Origin of the sequence: Oceanobacillus locisalsi, assembly GCF_042675985.1 — a bacterium.
GTDB lineage: Bacteria > Bacillota > Bacilli > Bacillales > Amphibacillaceae > Oceanobacillus > Oceanobacillus locisalsi.
Genome location: NZ_JBHTKK010000051.1, coordinates 1 through 4501 on the forward strand (window position 1 = coordinate 1; position 4501 = coordinate 4501).

General features: G+C 34.2%; 3 protein-coding genes. All 3 read right to left on the minus strand.

From position 1 onward, the window contains the following. Positions 1-195 precede the first annotated feature (195 nt). The 3 genes from ACFQ19_RS20150 to ACFQ19_RS20160 all read right to left on the minus strand — a co-directional run bounded on the left by ACFQ19_RS20150 (position 196) and on the right by ACFQ19_RS20160 (position 4292). A complete protein-coding gene (locus ACFQ19_RS20150) occupies positions 196-2691 on the minus strand; it encodes an AAA family ATPase (RefSeq protein ID WP_379594644.1) in 2496 nt (831 codons plus the stop codon). Positions 2692-3078: 387 nt separating this feature from the next. After that, positions 3079-3825, minus strand: a complete 747-nt coding sequence (locus ACFQ19_RS20155) for a hypothetical protein (RefSeq protein ID WP_379594646.1) — start codon at positions 3823-3825, stop codon at positions 3079-3081. 29 nt (positions 3826-3854) lie between these two features. Beyond that, positions 3855-4292 (minus strand): hypothetical protein, encoded by a 438-nt coding sequence (locus tag ACFQ19_RS20160; protein WP_379594648.1) that lies wholly within the window; start codon positions 4290-4292, stop codon positions 3855-3857. Positions 4293-4501: the final 209 nt, after the last annotated feature.

Here is a 4501-nt window from a genome sequence, read left to right on the forward strand (position 1 = left end):
GGTGGTACTTTTAACCTTATCAGAAATGGGTTCTTTTTTCATTTATTTGATGCAGTCTATATCTGTCATAGTTCCTTGACAGGTATGGGATGAGAAGCTATTTAGATTTTTCTATGAATAATTCAGGATAATTTATCTTAATAAGGAACCTAAAAAAACAGGCATCCAATACAGCGGACTGCCTGCTTTTTAATCCTACTTATCCAACTGAAAATCTGCTACTTCCAACGTAGTTAACTCAACGTAACTCGGATCTTCTTTTTCTCTGAGTCGAAAAGACATGTTACGAACTGCACGTTCAAATACATTTCTTACGTACCGCCCATTTCCTGGCTGTTCACTTCTTTGCTCACGAGCAAATAATTCTTTTACAAAAGATTCACAATCTGTTGCCAGCTTAAATTTATTATCTTGCACCATTAATTGCAACATAGCAAACATTTCATCAATGGAATAATCAATAAACTTAATTCTGTTAGGTATACGTGAATCCAGTCCTGGATTAGCATGAATGAAAGTTTGCATTTCTTCCGTATACCCCGCAACGATGACGACTAAATCCTCCCGATGATCCTCCATTGCTTTCAATAACACGTCAATTGCTTCTTGACCAAAATCGTGGCCGGATGAGCGTGCTAATGCGTAAGCTTCATCGATAAAAAGTACCCCTCCCATTGCTTTACTAACCATATTTTTAGTCTGATTCTCTGTATGTCCGATATAGCTTCCAACCAGATCACTTCTATCTACTTCAACCAAATGCCCTTTTTTCAATATTCCAAGGCTATACAGTAGTCTGGCAACTATACGTGCACATGTTGTCTTCCCTGTACCGGGGTTTCCTTGAAAAACCATATGAAGTGCAGAACCAATCGCTGTTTCTATATTTTGTTCTTTCCGTTTTTTATTAACTTTTACTTGTGCTTCTAACTGCCTGATAAATTGTTTGACTTCTTCGTTCCCGATAATTTGAGCTAATTCTGCTTCTAAATCAAAGTCTTCAGTGTTTCTTTCGACCATTATATCTTCTGGTAAAATGGTAAGTAAGTCACCTTCCATCCGCTCTTCATTTTTGGTTGCTTCGGAGAGTCGATTTCCTTGGGATTGAATGATATCTTGGATGATTTTATCCACTAACCGGCCATTCCCGCCATCTTGTCTGCCGGATACCATTTTGGACTGAATCAATTCATGTAATTTCTTTCTTGCTTCATCTACTACTACAAAATTGTCAGATATCAGCTTTTTTTGGGCCATTTCTAATAATTCTTTTGAAGAATAGTCCGGAAATTCAATCACTGTTGATAATCTTGATTGCAATCCGCTATTCACTTGCAAAAAATCATGCATCTCATCCGTATATCCAGCTAACACAACTACGAAATCGTCTTTATAATCATCCATCGCCTTTACTAATACATCTATGGCTTCCTTCCCGAAATCATTTTCTCCTCCCCTTGATAAAGAGTATGCCTCATCTATAAACAGAACACCTCCAATTGCCTTTTCAATATAATCTTGAGTTTGTTTTGCCGTCTGCCCAACGTATTCTCCAACGAGGTCTTTACGTGTTACTTCAATTAAATGCCCTTTTGATACAACGTTCAAAGCTTGAAAGATTTCCGAAATATAACGCGCCATCATCGTCTTGCCCGTGCCGGGGTTTCCAGTGAAAAGCAGATGTTCTGAATGGTACTTTGCATTCTGACCGGCACGAATTCTTTCTTGTAGAATCTTCTGATTATTAATCAGTTGGTTCACTTTATCTTTTACTGGCTGAAGCCCAATAATCTCATCCATTTTAGATTCAATCGCCTCTAAGCGACTAGCATCGATTTCTTTTACAGCTGCAGTCGCAGCTGTTTCTTGTACGGATTGTTGTTCTGCTTGCTCTGATTTCTGCTTTTGTGATTCCATATTTCTCGCTTTATCATATAAAGTATCACAAAGTGTAAATTCTTCCTGTTTAATTTTTTGATCTAAATCCTCCATTTTTAATTCCTGGTTTTTCTTTGATCGTATTCGTTTTTCCTTAAACCTCACACTAAAAGAAATATTCTGTTTTTGGTATGTAAAAGAGGTTAATTCCCTATTAAAAACTGCTGTTAAATATTCTTGTATATTTTCTTTATTCCAAGCCTTTGACGAATCATTTAAAGAAAAAGTGAAATTAATCTGATTTGCTTCAAATGCGTATTTCCAATCTGAAATAACATTCTTAAGGCGAGAAGTATGCAACTCACAAAAGGTGTTTATTATATCAATAAATGCTAAACGAAACTGCTCCACTTCATTCTTTCTACTTAAAACTTTAAGCATTCCTGTATAGCTTTTGATAATCAATCCATATATCGTTAAGCCAATAAGGGTACAAACAATTAAAGATAAGAACATCTTAATTCCATCAGGACCACTCTGAAAAAAGAATGCTACTGTAGGGAAGAGTAAAATCATGCCAACTAATAATAATTTGACTAAAAAATGAAGCCCAAAATATCCTGTGAGCGGAATAGAAAAATATTTCAGCGCCGGATATCGTTTAATCAGACTTCGAGCTTCCTGTTCTGATGACTTCATTACCAATTCATAATCTTTCGAATCTACTTTCTCTTGATAATCCGTCGCCTTAAAGTCTGCATTAATCGTATTTGCTAGATTTACTTTTTGCTGGTTCATTTCTTCTTTTAACATGCTATTCCTCCAATATTCTTTTTTTTGTTCATCAAGGAATCAATTCAGCAGAAGGATTTTTTAATCATATTACTATAATTGAAAAATTGTGGCAAGATTTATACAAAATTAGAAATTCTAAATTAGCCAAGAACTATTCTTAAAAATATAGGCGTTTTATCTAGTTTCGTTCATTTATCTATTTGTTGAATTCAAGATAAGACAGCTTTCTTATACCAATCATAATGACAAAAACGCGTTTCCTTTCCAAATGTGAATTTCATTCAATGTTATTATTTTTCAGCATTTTTAAATACTACTTCATTGTAATCTGATAATAGAATTAAAACGCCGAATGGTATTCAAACAAAAGTTTTTACATACTTATTACTACAATACAAAATCTCATCACTCCAACGGCGGCTGCCATTTTATTTCCTCTGAATCGATTTCTTTCCTGCCAATTAAAACGTCACTCATTCCAATCCTTATTTCCACATCGTAATAATGATAAAGGTCCCCTGGGTCCATATCATTTTCTTCATGCATCACCATATCTAATATCTCAGCGCTGTCTTCCCCTGCAGTTATTTTTTGATCCCTTGTGAGTTTATCCGCAACATCTAAAACAATATAAATATACGCTTCCTCATCAAAATGATCTTCATCTATCCCGGTACTAGCACTTAATACATCATCTCTACCTTCTATGATCTCAGCAGCTTCCTGCATATTTCCTTCAGTTAGTTCAGGTGTGTTCAGCCATCTATCTATGGAATCAAGATTGATTAATATCAATATCGTTATGTAGAATAATATCATTATAGCCATGTTCACCTTGCCCACTATTTTCTTATTTTTGATAATATAATCTACCATGATTATAAGCGCAAAGAAAACCGTACAAGTAATCGTAAAACGCCACATTCCAATGAAGGAATGCACACCGAATATAATCATGCTTGATAATATAATGAACGCCCACAGCTGTGGTAAAAATTTAAAGGAAAGATACACAATAAGAATCGGCAACAACACAAAACAAAATAATGTTGTAAATCCTGCATTGATTCCGAAAACAATAAGTGCAATGACAATACTACCAATAATGGTCCCGTATAAACTGTAAAACGCGGATGTTTCTTTCTTTTTCATGGAAAATCACCTTGCATACTTTTTTTATTTTATATTCTTTCCAGCTCTCCTTCTAATTGTTTATGAACCTGGCTTCGCTTTATTGGTCTTATTGCCCAGGTAGTTAATATACTAATCATCCATGAGCCAATGTTAACAAGAAACATTAATACACTTTGTGGCATAAAATATAAAAAGATCGCGCTTAAAAAGACGAGAAAAAATAATAATAGTATAATAAAAACTAGACCTTTTGATTGTTTTATTCCTACAGAAAGATATTCTCGCAATGCTTGATTCGTTGGATGTATAACTTCCTTTCTGTGTTCTAATCCCTTTTCGATTGCTCTGTCTGTTAATTTTATACTTACACATCCTAGTATTATTCCTAAAATACTAGCAATAACTAACATTTTCAATGGATTTATTGCCATACCAAATGAAACATTTTTCATTATGGCATAGGCAGGAATTGAACCAAAACTCATAGAAGTAATCAATGATTTGTTTACTTGTTGTGCAACTGAAAAAAACTCATGTTTTCTAAAATCGAAGTATATAAAATAATTTAACCTGAATTATTCATAGAAAAATCTAAATAGCTTCTCATCCCATACCTGTCAAGGAACTATGACAGATATAGACTGCATCAAATAAATGAAAAAAGAACCCATTTCTGATAAGGTTAAAAGTACCA